Source organism: Paenibacillus sp. OK060, from assembly GCF_900101205.1.
Taxonomy (GTDB): domain Bacteria; phylum Bacillota; class Bacilli; order Paenibacillales; family Paenibacillaceae; genus Paenibacillus; species Paenibacillus marchantiae.
Genome location: NZ_FNFR01000006.1, coordinates 69,899 through 84,734 on the forward strand (window position 1 = coordinate 69,899; position 14,836 = coordinate 84,734).

The 14,836-nt window shown below is 48.5% G+C and carries 15 protein-coding genes; 2 read left to right on the forward strand and 13 right to left on the reverse strand.

Translation table 11 applies throughout. The annotated features are described in order from the left end of the window. Positions 1–162: 162 nt before the first annotated feature. The 8 genes from BLS14_RS21815 to BLS14_RS21850 form a co-directional block, all read right to left on the reverse strand. Positions 163–387 (reverse strand): hypothetical protein, encoded by a 225-nt coding sequence (locus BLS14_RS21815; protein ID WP_053779639.1) that lies wholly within the window; start codon positions 385–387, stop codon positions 163–165. A gap of 70 nt (positions 388–457) precedes the next feature. Further along, positions 458–1,312, reverse strand: coding sequence for a lipoate--protein ligase family protein (locus BLS14_RS21820; RefSeq protein ID WP_090953941.1), 855 nt, complete (start codon positions 1,310–1,312; stop codon positions 458–460). A gap of 263 nt (positions 1,313–1,575) precedes the next feature. Beyond that, a complete protein-coding gene (gene folE, locus BLS14_RS21825) occupies positions 1,576–2,169 on the reverse strand; it encodes a GTP cyclohydrolase I FolE (RefSeq protein ID WP_063568443.1) in 594 nt (197 codons plus the stop codon). Positions 2,170–2,248: 79 nt separating this feature from the next. Further along, a complete protein-coding gene (locus BLS14_RS21830) occupies positions 2,249–2,512 on the reverse strand; it encodes a YneF family protein (protein ID WP_063568444.1) in 264 nt (87 codons plus the stop codon). Positions 2,513–2,735: 223 nt separating this feature from the next. Further along, on the reverse strand, positions 2,736–3,767 hold the full coding sequence (locus BLS14_RS21835) for an HD-GYP domain-containing protein (protein ID WP_063568445.1): 1,032 nt from the start codon (positions 3,765–3,767) through the stop codon (positions 2,736–2,738). Positions 3,768–3,782: 15 nt separating this feature from the next. After that, the gene (queG, locus tag BLS14_RS21840; RefSeq protein ID WP_064642404.1) at positions 3,783–5,624 is read right to left on the reverse strand and encodes a tRNA epoxyqueuosine(34) reductase QueG; all 1,842 of its coding nucleotides are present in this window, start codon (positions 5,622–5,624) and stop codon (positions 3,783–3,785) included. Between the two features lie 178 nt (positions 5,625–5,802). Further along, positions 5,803–6,408 carry a signal peptidase I gene (gene lepB / locus BLS14_RS21845; protein ID WP_024632997.1) on the reverse strand — a complete coding sequence of 202 codons (606 nt, stop codon included), beginning with the start codon at positions 6,406–6,408 and terminating at the stop codon, positions 5,803–5,805. Between the two features lie 423 nt (positions 6,409–6,831). Next, the gene (locus BLS14_RS21850; RefSeq protein ID WP_024632996.1) at positions 6,832–7,257 is read right to left on the reverse strand and encodes a GNAT family N-acetyltransferase; all 426 of its coding nucleotides are present in this window, start codon (positions 7,255–7,257) and stop codon (positions 6,832–6,834) included. Positions 7,258–7,795: 538 nt separating this feature from the next. Between BLS14_RS21850 and BLS14_RS21855 the strand changes: the two genes are divergently transcribed. Next, positions 7,796–8,407, forward strand: a complete 612-nt coding sequence (locus BLS14_RS21855) for a superoxide dismutase (protein ID WP_024632995.1) — start codon at positions 7,796–7,798, stop codon at positions 8,405–8,407. Between the two features lie 185 nt (positions 8,408–8,592). Here the strand turns inward: BLS14_RS21855 and mutY are convergent, their stop codons facing one another. Continuing rightward, on the reverse strand, positions 8,593–9,948 hold the full coding sequence (gene mutY / locus BLS14_RS21860) for an A/G-specific adenine glycosylase (protein ID WP_090953943.1): 1,356 nt from the start codon (positions 9,946–9,948) through the stop codon (positions 8,593–8,595). A gap of 55 nt (positions 9,949–10,003) precedes the next feature. Continuing rightward, positions 10,004–10,423 carry a holo-ACP synthase gene (gene acpS, locus BLS14_RS21865; protein ID WP_090810330.1) on the reverse strand — a complete coding sequence of 140 codons (420 nt, stop codon included), beginning with the start codon at positions 10,421–10,423 and terminating at the stop codon, positions 10,004–10,006. Between the two features lie 186 nt (positions 10,424–10,609). Between acpS and BLS14_RS21870 the strand changes: the two genes are divergently transcribed. Continuing rightward, on the forward strand, positions 10,610–11,425 hold the full coding sequence (locus tag BLS14_RS21870; protein WP_090953945.1) for an alpha/beta hydrolase family protein: 816 nt from the start codon (positions 10,610–10,612) through the stop codon (positions 11,423–11,425). A 99-nt stretch (positions 11,426–11,524) separates the two neighbouring features. Here the strand turns inward: BLS14_RS21870 and nadE are convergent, their stop codons facing one another. The 3 genes from nadE to BLS14_RS21885 all read right to left on the reverse strand — a co-directional run bounded on the left by nadE (position 11,525) and on the right by BLS14_RS21885 (position 14,769). Beyond that, complete coding sequence (nadE, locus tag BLS14_RS21875) at positions 11,525–12,334, reverse strand: ammonia-dependent NAD(+) synthetase (protein WP_063567821.1); 810 nt, start codon at positions 12,332–12,334, stop codon at positions 11,525–11,527. Positions 12,335–12,471: 137 nt separating this feature from the next. Further along, on the reverse strand, positions 12,472–12,906 hold the full coding sequence (locus tag BLS14_RS21880) for a BrxA/BrxB family bacilliredoxin (protein ID WP_053779648.1): 435 nt from the start codon (positions 12,904–12,906) through the stop codon (positions 12,472–12,474). Positions 12,907–13,074: 168 nt separating this feature from the next. After that, positions 13,075–14,769: a two-component system sensor histidine kinase NtrB gene (locus tag BLS14_RS21885; protein ID WP_143021574.1), complete on the reverse strand. Its 1,695-nt coding sequence runs from the start codon at positions 14,767–14,769 to the stop codon at positions 13,075–13,077. Positions 14,770–14,836: the final 67 nt, after the last annotated feature.

Sequence of the window (14,836 nt, forward strand, 5' to 3'; positions counted from 1 at the left end):
CATTTTCGCAAAACCACTTTCAAATGAACATATTTCTTCCCGTGCAATTATTGTTCAGCGAGGCACACCTGAATCGAATAAATCAAATACAGATACAAAAAAGCAAGTCTCTATACTAGAGACTTGCTTATCATTTAAGAATCACTGTGCAGAGCGTTTACCTTAAGACGCACAACCCTCACAGGCAACATAGTTGTCGCCAACCTGTTTGCTAATGGCGATCAGATCGCCCAGCTTGATATCTTCTTCACCTGTAAATTCAAGATCAGCGATACGCGCAACGATTAGGGCAGCTGCTTCTTCCTTGCTTGTAGCCATTTGGCTAAATTCAGACTTTTCGCCTGTTGAAATGACCTCATATAAGTACGTATATCTTAAAGTTTCCATGTAGACACTCTCCTTCCGAAATCACATCATATCATCTCTATTACCCAATTCCAAGTCCAAGCTTCTGAACCTAATCGTAACGCAGTTTCATCTGCTCAGCCGTCCGTATGACGGCTTCCCGATCCACAGTCAACACACGGCTCGTCTCCGCTTGGGGAAAGCGCTGACGCAGTGTACGTACCAGCGAGGCTGTATACGCCGCCGAAGAAGGGACTCCTGCCAGTTCCTGCAAACTCGCCATCGTTCCGGGCCGAACATCCGGGTACCCTTCGCTGGCACCGTCTGCTGCGTCCTGATAGAACTTACGCACGTCTGCTGCCATTTGGTCCCCTAGTCCTTCCACGATGATAAAGGCCGTAATGATATAAGCCTTGGCCTGTCTGCGCTGGGCAATACCACAGAATTTCAGTCCACCCACACTGACATCATAATCGCCAGGACAGAAGGCGCCTTCGATCTCCCCCGTGCGTGCCTGATTCGACCATGGTGTTAACGATTCAGCGATCAGTGAGGCCATCTCCCTGAAATCATCATGAATGTTGATAGCACGTCCCGGGTTCGGCAAAATCAAAGATACGTTAACCACCCCTGAATTCAGGGGAACTGCTGCACCACCGGATGGACGAACGCAGACCGCCGTTCCTTGGCTTCTAATGCGTCCCATCGCTTCTACCGCCATAGGCAGCCTCCGATCCCGCAGCCCCGCTACAAAGGCATCTGGATGACGCCAAATATGAGCAACGGGCAGCTGACCTTCTCCCACCCGGCGGCACATGACTTCTTCCCAAGCAAATGCTTCAAGCACACTGCTCCCGCGCCGCAGCAGCGGTGTCTCCCAAATCTGTAGACGCAATGATTTATCCAGCTGCATCTGCTGCTCTGTTCCCGGCGATCCGGGTTGATCTGAATTGGACGGTACATTCATATAAGATAGCCTCCGACTAAACTAATCTGGATGAATTTTAATTGAATTAATTGCGTGATCCTTATGTATCCCCTTGTGTGAATGCAAAAGTAATATATAAATAAGCCGGTTCCCCAAGGAACACGGCTTATTTATGAATGCTTCCATAGGCACAAGCATCTATTCTGCCATTTCAGATCCGGCAATTTGCCGAATGGAAACAACATGATGGTGCCAAAGGATCCAATGCTTCTGGCTTGTCCAACGAGTGGAATGAGCCGATCTTAATCTTTCATCAGCGACAGGAACTCGGCACGCTGTGCCGGATTGTCACGGAAAGAACCACGTACCGCAGACGTTACCGTCTTGCTGCCCGGCTTCTTCACGCCGCGGGAACACATGCACAAGTGCTCGCCTTCCACGACAACCATGACACCGTTCGGCTCTACTGCTTCAGTCAGAATATCGGCAATCTGTGAGGTAATGCGCTCTTGAACCTGCAGGCGGCGGGTAACTGCCTCCACCAGACGGGCCATTTTGCTCAATCCCACAATCTTGCCACTCGGTACATATCCAATGTGCACCTTGCCGAAGAAAGGCGCCATATGGTGTTCACATTGGCTGTAATAGACAATGTCCTTCACAATGACCAGTTCTTCATGATTCTCGTCAAACGTCACACCAAGCACATCGCGCGGATCCACTTCATACCCGCCAAAAATCTCTTCATACATCCGGGTTACGCGTGCAGGCGTTTCAAGCAGCCCTTCCCGCGTACTATCCTCACCGATCAATTGCAAGATCTGCTCAATGTGATACTCGATCTTCTCCCGATTGTCGGATACTTTTGAATTCAAATAATCTTTAACGCCAGCCACTGCCGAACGCCTCCTTTCGAACCACATGCTGTAAGTAGCCATTCACTCCAGCATTAAGCAAAATGCTCACTCACAGCTATTATTTTCGGCGGCCCGAGTTTTTACGCGCAGGATGTTGTTGCGGCTGAGGCATCTTAGTGCCAGGCTGCTGGTTCTTCATCATCTGCTGGGCGCGCTGCATCTGCTTGCCATTCAGGTTATAACCCATTTGCTTCGCCATCTTCTGGAGCATGTCGGGATCGCTTTGCATTTTCTCAAGCTGCTTCCGCAAGTAGTATACCCCAATGAAAAACCCTCCGACCAGACCAACAATCAATGTAATAATCGGTATTGCTATTGCCATCTCTTAGACACCTCTGTATGCAATCTAAAAAGCCTGATGATCCGTGTCAGCACATGATGTTATACGCTCACAATGCAAACATGACACGCACCGGATTTCCTGAAAGTTATCATAGCATTTCCGCACGCCTTGAGCAAACGGATTTTCCAGCTATCTGCTGAATTTAACATCCAGAAAACAGATCGAAAACATTCAATAAATCTCTCAGGAACATCCGTATAAGTTACATCAGTACCGCCTCTATGAAAACGGTTGTATGCTGAGCCAGATCCACTTCAATCACATCCAGATCATAACGTGTACTGCCACGTGCCACCCGAATGACCGGCCTACCGGGCAAACCCCGGTGCTGACGCACAATGACTCCGGTCTCTCTGGTAGACAATCGAACTGCTGTTCCATTCGGATAAACGGATACACTCCGGTTGAATTCTATCAAAATGTCACGATCCAGCTTCGTGCCAGACATCGCCATCATCTCTTCACAGGCTTCATGCGGCAGCAACCTTCGACCCGAAAGGCCATTGATCAGATTATCATACGTGTTAGCTGCACTGACGATTCTGGCGAACAGATGAATGTCTTTTCCCTTGATACCTCTCGGCTGTCCCGTTCCATCCACATGCTCATGATGCTGCAGAGCTGTATGTGCCACAAGCAGATTGAACTCCCGTTTGGACTTGATCAACTCGAACCCTCTCCACGTGTGATGAAGGGAGGAATTCGCTGCTGAACCGCTGCCGGGTGGCTCCCCCACTTTACCGATGTCATGCAATAGAGCTCCGACGGCTAGATCCTTGAGCTGCACATAGTTAAGCCCCAGATTCAGACCAATGACAGAAGACAGCAAACATACATTCATGGCGTGAACATACTGTGCGTTATCTTTGGTCCGAATATCTGTGAGCTGGACAAGCAGTTCACGCCCATTCAGAACATCGTTCAACAATTTATCGATGCTGATGGCGACCTTCTTCGGGCTCCAGTCCTTCCCGGAACGGATAGATTCAAGAGTTACACTCATTTCATTAATAACTGCTTTTTTCGTGGCTTCATCCAGAATGTCTTCTGTATCCACATCTTTATAAGCTTCATCCTGGATGTATAGCATGGTCACGCCAATACGCTTCAGCGTATTAACCATAAATACGGTGAGTTGGACTCCGGCAGACAGCAATACCGTACCGTTACCGGAATATACTGTTTTGCCCAGAAACTCTCCCGCTTCCACGCTCTCCACGTTAACATACTTCATGAACGTCCCCCGCTCTTACGATTGCTGCTCCAATGTGAGCAATTGCTCTTTGGTTTGCAGCCCGCCTACATAACCCACCAGGGTTCCGTCTTTACCGCTGATGCGGTGACAGGGAATAATAATCGGAATCGGATTTTTACTAATGGCATCCAGAACTGCTCGAACAGCTTTGGGCCTACCGATGATTTCCGCAACCTGTTGGTGTGTTGAGGCCTCTCCATAAGATATATCGGACAGGACTTGCCATACTTGTAGCTGGAATGGTGTTCCAAACAAATCGAGCTTCAGTTCAAACGCTTTTCGTTCTCCTGCAAAATACTGCTTCAACTGCTGTGCAGCTTCACTCAGCTTCTCTTCATTTTTCTCATATCGATATTCGCCAATCCATGTACGGGCCCATTGTTGCAGATGCGCCTCGCGCACATGGAATGCACCGAAATCAATGTGACACAGGCCCTTATCCGTGGCACAAAGCGTTAGTGTACCGATCGGCGTCAGCACTTCATCGTAATATACTGGCGTACCATGCAGGCCTGTTACGGCTGATGGTTTCCATGCTGCAGCTTCTGGTTTGGCAGGCTCTATCGTCTGCTCGCTTTCCTGTTCGGGTGTCTTATTCTGTTCCTTCTGATCCTCAGGCTTATCGTTGCTCTTTGGCTCTGCCTGAGGCTTATCGGGTAAGGTCTCGGACGAACTCAGTCGTTCCTTGGCCTTCTGCAGCATGCTTAGCACGTTCCCATCTTGTTCGTTAGCGGCAGCTTCCCCAATGGCTCTCATTGCGTCTTCTCCTCCAATTCTGCTCAGCGCCCAAGCTGCAGTTCCCCGCAGCTCGGGACGCGGATCACGCTTCAGTACCTCCGTTAGTTTCGGTACAGCGGTTTTGTCTTTGAAATTGCCGAGGGCAATTACGGCGTTGCGCTGGATTGGCTTCTTGCCCCGCCAAGCGGCGGAACTTTGGCCAAAGCGCTCTTTGAATTCACGGTTACCGATGTCAAGCAGCGGTATCAGCAAAGGTTTTACAATCTCCGGATCAGGATGAAACTCGGGATGGTGGTCCCAGTTTTTACCCCGATTCTTCGGACAGACAATCTGACAGGTATCACAACCGTACAGACGGTTGCCAATTTTCAGCATAAACTCTTCATCCACGAAGCCTTTCGTCTGGGTCACAAACGAAATGCAGCGCTGTGCATTCAGTTGTCCCGGTCCCACCAATGCTCCTGTTGGACAGGCATCAATACACTTCGTACATTCACCACAATCCTCGGTCACCGGGTTATCTGGCTGAAACGGAATATTCGTGACCAGTTCGCCGAGAAAGATCCATGAACCGAATTTGGGCGATATAATGGCACAGTTCTTGGCACTGAATCCTATCCCCGCACGTTGGGAAACAGCACGGTCCACCAACGCCCCCGTATCTACCATACTTTCAATCATGGCTTCAGGTACGCGCTCACGTATAAAGTTAACCAGCTTGTCCATCGCTGCACGCAGGACTTGGTGATAATCCTGCCCCCAGGCGGAACGAGCCAGAATACCGCGGTATGCACCCGGCTCCGACTTCGGCGGATTGACCATCTTCGATGGATAAGCAACAGCAATAGCAATGAGCGAAGCAGGCTCTCCATCTTTTAGTTCGGGACGCACCCTTTTCTCAATATCAGGCTCCTCAAATCCGGACTCGAATCCTTTCGCCCGATGTTGCTCCAGAATGGACTTCAAGGTCACGAATGGTTCTGCCGAAGCGAATCCTATATCATCAATACCCATCTCGGGAGCAGCTGCCTTAATCTCTTGTTTTAACTTCTCCCATACAGCTGCTGCCTTTGCTGCTCCGGTCTGTACACTCGTCATATCTATTCCCTCTCTTCTTCCACGCTAATTCCGTAAATAGTGAACGCCCGCCTCAGGTGGGAGGACAGGCGCTGATTTCGATATACAAGTCGGACATACCGGAGCTAGAAAGAAACCGAGTCTATATCGTTTAACGCAAAATGTAGCGTGAAGTTGTTGTCCTTGTCCTGCTAACATTTTACAGTTTTTTAATTTCCGAGAACGGCCAAAAAATAAACTCCGCCCTGCCTACAATTTCACTGGATGTAATGCTGCCAAACACACGGCTATCCTTGCTCTTGCCTTCATGACGGTTATCTCCCATCACAAAGTAATGATCCGCTTCCAGCGTAATCGGTCCAAAATCAGGGTCCTGAACCTCCGTATCCGTGTACGTTTCCGCTTGCTGTTCCCCATTCACGAACAGATGATGATCCCGTACTTCAACCGTATCACCGGGAAGTCCGACAATCCGTTTGACCAGAAAATCTTTTTTCTCCACACCTTCGCTTGGATCACGAAGTACAATAACATCCGATCGGGACGGTGTCCCAAAATCGTATACAATTTTATTCACAAACAAACGGTCCCGCTCAACCAGCGTGGGCTGCATCGATTGACCTTTGACCATCGAAAGATTGAATACAAACAGGTTCAACAGCATCATGATTACAAAAGCAATCACTATCGTTTTCACCCAGTCCCAAAGCTCTGCACCCCAGGATTTCCCCGGTTGATCAGGCACTCCCGGACCATTTCGTTCCTTGGAAGCCACATGCTCCGTTGAAAGATTGTTGGAGTTCAAAGAGACACCTCGTTTATCAATTTTATAAAGAAAAACATCGATCGACGTACTTTCAAGGCAGACAGATCGCATATAATGAACGTTTTTCTTAAAAATATCAGGAAGCTGGCGTTCCACGTTTATATGTTCTGATATTACCAAAATCGAGTGATCATAATCCTTTTAATTCTACTTCATTTGCAAGGGTGAAACAATTGGTTATGAGCACCAACACAACTTGAAGGGTGAATAACAACGAGATTAAAACAGTTAAACCAGGGATTAAGTTAAATGGAATGGCGTTCAGAAGTGGCGAAAAAAGGGGAATAATCGGTGAATAGCACCCATATAAATAGAAAGGCATATCCCTCACGTTGTTACACGCTGAAAGATACGCCTAATATAAAATGAAAATCTGTTTATATTTCTTTTTAACCATGCAAACTAAGCTTTGGACAAAATACTAAGTTTCTGGAAAGCGCTCATAATCTGATTGGCACCGTAACCCATTGCTTCATAAAGAGGCATGGCCACTTTGTTGTGCTCATCACCCGCCACCCATATTTGACTGACTTTACGCTGCTGGAACCTTTGTTCCATGGCCTCGACAAGTTTTTTGCCGACTCCGCGGCGACGATAGTCTGGATGGACCGCAATACGATAGATGCATCCCTGGTTGTGGTCAATCGTACCGATCAAAGCGCCGACGAGGTCTCCCTCTTCTTCCGCAACCATGATCAGGTCAGAATCCCATGACAATTGACGGGCAAACGGGCCCATCGTGTTCTCATAACACTCTTCCGATAGTGCAACCTGGAGAAGCTCTGTCATCTGGCTTGCATCACTCAACTGAAAGGAACGAACGTGCATGTCTTAAATCTCCCTTTTCGTTAGCTTAGATGAGGTTTTACAAAAAGGGGCTCCCCTTTTTACCAAAAACCCAATGTTCATATAATGACAAAAAACGAGAAAATACCGCTTCTTCGTCAATTAAACCATACTTTACGCCATAAAACACGCATTTTCTTTTGAAAGCGCTTAATTGTAACCGTTTACATCCGAATATTAAACTTTTCCTCTATTTAAACACCTAAAATCACATAAATAGTTTCATAATGGGTAAAATATGTTTGTTATCTCTGACCCATGAATGGATTAACATCTGGGGGGACTTAATAAACAAAAATGTTGCTTAATTAGCCCGAATGCGGTTTAATATTAGTGACAAGGGTATTATTACATAGGTACCTGTGGCAATTTGCATAAATCCTGTGAGCGACTTTCACTCAGCAAGATATAGATCGAAGTGATCCTATTCGTCTAGAACTTGTCCCGGAAGCGATTCGAATTGAATTATGCAAAATGCTGACCTTAACAAAAATTCAAAAATCTCAGGAGGTATTTCACTATGACTTTTCAATTACCAGCACTTCCTTACGCTAACGACGCACTGGAACCACATATTGATGCGCAAACGATGGAAATTCACCACGATCGCCATCACAATACTTACGTAACGAACTTGAACGCAGCTCTGGAAAGCGCTCCTGAACTGCAAGGTAAAAGCTTGGAAGATCTGATTGCTAACCTTGACAGCGTACCTGAAGGTATCCGCACAGCCGTTCGCAACAATGGTGGTGGACATGCTAACCACAGCCTGTTCTGGGAAATCATCGGACCTAACGGCGGCGGCGCTCCTACTGGAGACATCGCAGCAGCAATCGATAGCGAACTGGGTGGCTTTGACAAATTCAAAGAAGATTTTGCAAAAGCAGCTACAACTCGTTTCGGTTCCGGTTGGGCTTGGCTCGTAGTTGGTAAAGATGGCAAATTGTCCATCACTAGCACACCTAACCAAGACAGCCCTCTCTTCGAAGGTCTGACTCCGGTTCTGGGTCTGGATGTATGGGAGCACGCTTACTACCTGAAATATCAAAACAAACGCCCTGACTACATCGGTGCTTTCTGGAATGTAATCAACTGGGACGAAGTAAACAAACGTTACGCTGCAGCGAAATAAGACTGCTGGCATAATAGAAGAGCCTGATTTGGTCAACACGACCGAATCAGGCTTTTTTTTATTTGCTTTTGCTTGCTGCACTTGGTTATGAGTAATCCTTCTACGGCTACGAGCTTTAAGTTAAGAATCCTTAGTCCTTAGAGCAAGTATCCTCATTCAAAGACGGTTAGTATGGAGTAGTTTCACTATTCATTAACATCGTCATATGCCCCTGCAAAATAACTGCTGATCAGCTTCAGGAATATATTCGGAAATGCCATTTTGTCCATATCTTCTGGACCAATCCAGCGATAGGTCAGGCCATCACCCTTACCTGTCAGTGTGCTCAGCGCCTGGTCACTAACGTCAGATGGTGCGAGCAGCTCTCCATCGTTAAGCGATGTTGAGATGTTCTGTGCATGAGGAGTGCCCGGCTCCGATGGCGATGTGGCTGACTCAGGTGACACAGCTGATGATGCGGCTGTGCCCTCCCTTGTTGCCGCCTGTGCGTCGTAGGCGGCTCTGGCTTCCGCGGCGATCAGCGGAAGCTCGTTACTCTGGTCCTGCTCGGTGCACTTGTACACCTGCAGGCTCCAGACGATGTGGCTGAACACATGCTCCGCATGGGTAGCCAGCCCTTCCGGGCGGGCAGCGAAGCCTTCCGCCCACAGACTGCCGGCCAGCAAAGCCATGGCCGGCTCATCTGCCAGCGGCCCCGCCGCCTTGCCGGCTGCAGCGGGCGCCGCCAGCACATGCGGCAGCTCCCACATGCGGGCCAATAGGCCCGTCGCTGGGCGCTGGCGCACAAGCACACGGCCGCGATGAGCACCGCGGCCCTCTACAATGGCGACCAGCCGCTGCTCAGGGCGCGGCGGCTTCGCCTTAGTCTTGACCGGCAGCGCGAGCTCACGTCCGGCGATGCGGCCGGAACATTGCTCCATGACCGGGCAAGTCAGGCAGTGCGGCGCTTTGGGCGTGCACACCAGCGCGCCAAGTTCCATCAGCGCCTGATTGAAATCACGCGCACGCCCTTCTGGAATGAGCTCTCCCGCGAGCTCTTCCATCAACACCCGGGTGCTGCCCTTCATAATGTCCTCATCAATGAGGAAGTATCGGGACAGGACCCGCATCACATTGCCATCCACCGCTGGCTGCGGCTGGTTGAAGGCAATGCTTAGGATGGCCCCGGCTGTATACGGGCCCACCCCTTTTAACGCAAATACTGCCTGCTTGTCCTGTGGCATCTCCCCACCGTGCAGCTCCATGACTTGTCTGGCAGCTGCTTGAAGATTGCGGGCACGCGAATAATATCCGAGCCCCTCCCAATTTTTCAAGACCTCTTCTTCCGGTGCTTCAGCCAAAGCCTGTACAGTCGGAAAATTCCCAATAAAACGGTTGAAATACGGGATCACCGTATCCACCCGAGTCTGTTGCAGCATAATTTCCGATACCCACGTGAAATAAGGATTGTTGTGGCGACGCCACGGCAAATCCCGTCTGTTGACCATATACCAATCCAGCAAATTCACGCTGAAATGTCGTTTCTGTTCCAATAAACCCATATTCCCGTCCTCTCCTGTTACCATGCTTACGTTCTTCACACGTTATCCCACATTGTTACTGTTCAGATTCAGGCAATGTCTTCCCCATCTGCTCTACAATAGCAAAGGCCGCAGCCAGCTCCGTCTGGTGCGTAATACTCAAGTGAATATCATACTGCTTGCCGTATGGCAGTTGCAGTCGTTCCCACGCTTCATCAGACAGTGTGGCAACGGGACGTCCTTTCGCATCAGGCAGCACTTCAATGTCGGTAAAACTCATCATGCTTCCAATGCCGCAGCCAAATGCCTTGGACACAGCTTCCTTCGCTGCAAATCGACCAGATACAAACTCCACCATCCGTTTTCCCCGATGCTCCGCAATCTCCTGCTCTGCATGCGTTAAAATCCGCTTCATAAACGCTTCGGCGTGTTGACCTGACAACAGCCTGCGCATACGCCCAATCTCCAGTACGTCATTTCCAATGCCATATATCATTAACGCTTCACCCGCTTAACCTTTTATGCTGTAAACGATCTCCATTCGGTCATCTGATCCGTAACTTATCCGAACACGTATTCTATTGTAGCAGGAGGCGCGCATGGATGCGAGTACCTTCGTCCACATTACCATTTATGTTAAAATATGAATCAGCAATAGATGAAACTTTAGGAGGAATAAGATATGTCCACAGCATTTGAACTGCCTGTTGGCGAAGATGACGTCATTCGCGGAAATATATTCACTGCACGGCAACCCGCTCAAGGAATCATTATCCTGGCTCACGGTTACAAAGGCTTCAAAGACTGGGGCATGTTCCCCTACACTGCATCCCAGCTAAGCGAGAACTATCACGTCCTGACCTTCAATTTCTCTCACAACGGTGTTGGAGAAGATCTGGAGCAATTTTCTGAACTTGAAAAGTTTGCAGTCAATACGTACAGCCGGGAGCTTGCTGACTTGGCAACACTGCTTGATTATGTATCCACACAGCCAGAACTTAACGAACTACCGGTATTTCTAATTGGACATAGCCGCGGTGCTGGCGTAAGCCTCGTGTACGCACTGGATCATCCCGAACAGATTGCAGGCGTACTCTCATGGAACGGCGTAACCAACTTGGATCTCTTTACCCCTGAGCAAAAAGAAGAAATGCGCACACATGGCCGCAGCCATGTTACGAACGGGCGAACTGGCCAGCAGATGCCTCTGGACGTGTCCATTCTGGAAGACTTGGACGCGCATAAGGAGCGTTACGCCATCATTGATCGTTTGGCTTCTTCCCCTCTGCGTGTGGCACTTATTCAGGGAACAGAGGACGGCACACGGCTGCGTGACGGCTCGGCCGCACTGGTTCAGGCTCGCCCGGATATCCCGTGGCACCAGATTCCCGGCGGAAATCATACTTTTAATACTGTGCATCCATTCAAGGAATCGACGACGCAGCTTGAGCAGGCGATCGCCGAAACACTTCGCCAGATCGCAAATTGGATGAACTAATCTTGCATAACAAAAAGAGTCGCTGCCTTATGCAGTGACTCTTTGCTGTTCAGATGCTTGCATAGCCCATATCAGATCATGGCATGCTTACAATCCATATTAGATGCCAGGAATGGCATTACGTTTGTGATGGGTACGTGTGTAGAATGCTTCAAGACGCTCCTGTGCAGCCGGATCAATCTGTTTGCCTTCCAGATAGTCACTGTTCGCTTCATACGAAATGCCCAGTTCATCTTCATCAGTCTGGCCTTCCCAGAGTCCCGCTGATGGAGCCTTGTCCAAAATGGCCTGTGGCACGTTTAAATACGCAGCCAGCTGACGCACTTGACGTTTGTTCAGGCTGCTCAGTGGTGTAATATCCACGGCGCCGTCACCCCACTTGGTGTAAAAGCCCGTGATGGCTTCAGAAGCATGGTCTGTTCCGACAACCAACAGGTTTTCCTCAAAGGACAGAGCATATTGCATCACCATACGGGTTCTTGCTTTCACATTCCCTTTGCCTTGATGAGTCATATGACGCGGGCTACCCATGGATTTGAAACCTTGTTCCACTTCGAGTGCGATTTCGTTCACTGCATCTTCGATGTTGGTTTCCACAACGTGCTTCAGGTCGTAGGCTTTTGCTACAGCATAGCTATGGTCAATGTCCGATTGCTCACCGTAAGGCTGGAATACACCCAGCGTTTTGTATTCCTTATTCTCTTCAGCTGTAAGCTCGTCCGTTGCTTTTTTGCAAAGTGCCGTAGCTACAGCGCTGTCAATCCCGCCGCTGATTGCAATAAGCAACCCTTTGGAATTGGCATTTTTCACATAGGTTTTGAGAAAGTCCACGCGCTTGCGCACTTCCTCTTCTTCATTAATGCTTGGTTTAACCTTCAATTCAGCGATGATCTGTTGTTGCAAACTCATCGTTCACACACCCCGTTTCTAAATTAATGAAATTTGATGTCCATTTTGAAAGGTCCGAATGGTTCAATAACCCTATTCGCTCAAAATGAAACGCCCCGGCATCGGTCATCCGAAAGGCGGGGCGTTGCTTGAGCTAATTAACGGCAGTAACGGTCAAACACACTTGTGAGTTCAGCCGCAATTTCCTCCGCAGAACGATCTTCCACTTGATGACGCTCAATAAAGTGAACGAGTTCTCCGTCTTTCATCAGAGCGATGGAAGGTGAAGATGGAGGATACGGTGCAAAGTATTCACGTGCTTTTGCTGTAGCTTCTTTGTCCTGACCAGCAAATACTGTGTACAGGTGGTCTGGTGTAATATCATGTTGAAGTGCTTGGGATACACCTGGACGGCATTGACCTGCGGCACATCCGCAAACCGAGTTAATGACAACCAGAGCGGTTCCTTTGGCATCCGGCAAACTTGCTTCAACTTCTTCTGGAGTACGCAACTCCTGAATTCCCAAACGAGTCAGATCATCCCGCATCGGTTGAACCATATCTTTCATGTATTGATCAAATGACATAGACATTCGGTTTCACTCCTTAAACATGTGAGTTCTATTATTTAAAAAATTAAATGCTTTTGTGCTATTCCTATTATACATCCCTAATCAATGAAAGCAAGGTTCAAACACCGCCTGCGGAAAGGCTTCTCCTTCAATATTATGTCTCATTCCTTGGCAAAACATGCTTAAAGTTCAGCGTTGAAATGCAACCTTGAAAGTTGTACCCTGCCCTTCCTCCGATTCGACGGTAATGGTTCCGTTATGCCGTTCAACAATACTCAGACACATGGATAATCCCAGTCCGGTTCCTTTGGCCTTGGTCGTAAAAAAAGGTTCGAACAGCTTCTCCTGCTTCACTCTAGGTATTCCTGGGCCTGTATCTCGCACACACAGCTCCACGGTGTCATCCACCAACCGGGTCTCAAGTGTAAGTACCCCTTTTTCATTCATGGCTTCCATCCCGTTACGAGCCAGATTAAGTACCACTTGTTTGATTTCCTTTGAATTCAGATGCAGCTTCGGCACATTGTGAGCCAGCATAAATTCAATACTCTGACCTCGCAAATTTGCATCCGCCCATAACAAAGGACTTAGTTCATGGATGATATCATGCAGCTGGGATTCTTCTTTCTCGGCAATTCGATTCTGAGCCAATGACAGAAAATCATTAATAATGCTATTCGCCCGATCAAGCTCTTCCAGAACGATCCGGTAATAGTGATCCAGGGACTCTGGACTCTTTTCCTGCATTAATTGAAGAAAACCACGCACAACCGCCATCGGATTCCGTACTTCATGGGTAATACTTGCGGCCATTTGGCCGACAAGACTGAGGCGATCCACATTATCGAGCTCGCTCCGCAGCATTTCAAGCTCAGTAATATCCTGAATGATCAACATGGCTCCGATAGCCTCTCTTGGCAGTTCTGCTGAATACGCGTAGATGGGAACCGTCCGGGATTGAAACACGTTTGAACCGTAACGCACCGTTAGCCCACTCACTTCTCCATGAACAATGGCTTTACGAATACTGCTCTCCATCTTGTCTGCCTGGGCTTGTTCGACAAACTGACTCGCTGGTCGCCCAATCAAATCTGGTGTGGTTGTGCAAGGCAGTTGATCCCGCGCCGTTTGCTCCATCGTATCATTGACGAACTGCACGGTCCCTTCCTTATCTACGGTTGCGATGGATAAAGGGACGGCATTCAGAATTTGGTTAAGCTTTTCCGTTTCGGCTATGTATCTATGATGAACTTCAGACAAATGTTGCTCAAGCCCCCGGTGATGTTGCATCTGTTCAATCCAGAGCATACTAAGACTTCCAGCAATAACTGCACCGATGGTATATCCCAGGGCTAGCAATACCCACTGTACTATTGAGAATGTTGGCTGGCTTTCCATCAATGGAATATACAGTACACTGGACACAACCAGCTCTGCCGTTATTAAGGCGATAACTGTTGCCATTTTGCGTGAACGTGTATAATGCTTGAATCGTTTGGCTGACAACCATACAATAGGATAGAGAAGGATGCCCGTTTGAAGTAGAAATCCGTACAGATTATAGGGATGCGCAAAGAGAAAATAGAAGAGTATCTGGAGAAGAGACAGCGTTAGACCAATGCGAGGCCTGCAATACAATATGACTAGCGTCAGGGGCACAATGCCCAAGGAGATGGGAACTGACACCGGACTCCCATAGTGGGCAAAAAGCAGACATAGCAACATGCTCACCACACTGGTCGCGGCAAAACTGGTCTGTACCATCCTATGATATCCTGCCTTGGCGACCGCTTGCTTGGAGAGCCCCAAGTGCAATAATGGAATCAGGAATACCGCAGCTCCTGCAAGCAGTATTTGTAAAAGAATGTCCTTCAACGCAACCACAATGCCATCTCCCTCCTCTGCCTGCACATTCCCTCATGTATTTCTGATTAAAACATAGGCGACAGTA